The sequence below is a fragment of the Roseateles sp. P5_B10 genome, assembly GCF_056400485.1.
In genome coordinates this window covers 1-592 of record NZ_JBFULE010001623.1, presented here as the reverse complement: position 1 = coordinate 592, position 592 = coordinate 1, and the positions used below count along the sequence as shown (strand labels likewise).

Genomic DNA, 592 nt, shown 5'->3' with positions numbered 1-592 from the left:
GTGTCGACATCACCAAGAAGGTGATCGACGCGCTGAACGCGCAGAAGTAAGTCGCCAGTTCCATGAGCTCGACGACCGTCGCGCTCTCCGAGTTGATCGCCGCCTTGGGCGGCGATTTGCTTGGTGGGCCCGACATGCGCATCACGCGTATCGCGCCGCTTGACGAGGCTGACGACACGAGCATCAGCTTCCTCGCCAACCCGCGTTACCAGGCCCAGCTGGCCACCACGGCGGCCGCCTGCGTCATCGTTGCGCCGGCTTTTGCCGAGGTGGCGTCAGCGCGTGGCGCGGCCATCGTTACGCCCGATCCCTATCAGTACTTTGCGCGGCTGACGCAGTGGTGGGCAGCGCGCACGCGCCCGGCCCCGAAGGCCGGCGTGCACGCCAGCGCCGTGGTGTCACCCGATGCAAAGCTGGGGCAGGGCGTCGAGATCGGTCCGCTGGCCGTCATCGAGGCTGGTGCCGTCATCGGCGACCACGCCCGCATCGGCGCTCACTGCGTCGTCGAGCGCGAGGCGGTCGTGGGCGCGCACACACGGCTGGCGCCGCGCGTCGTGCTGGGCTATGGCTGCCGCATCGGCGTGCGTGGCTT

Annotated in this window: 1 protein-coding gene; it reads left to right on the top strand. The window is 69.1% G+C overall.

Annotated features, from left to right (window positions below; all coding sequences use genetic code 11):
* Positions 1-134: 134 nt before the first annotated feature.
* Positions 135-592 (top strand): LpxD N-terminal domain-containing protein (locus tag AC1DU6_RS34955; protein ID WP_477863130.1); only part of this gene is annotated, 458 nt, incomplete at its 3' end.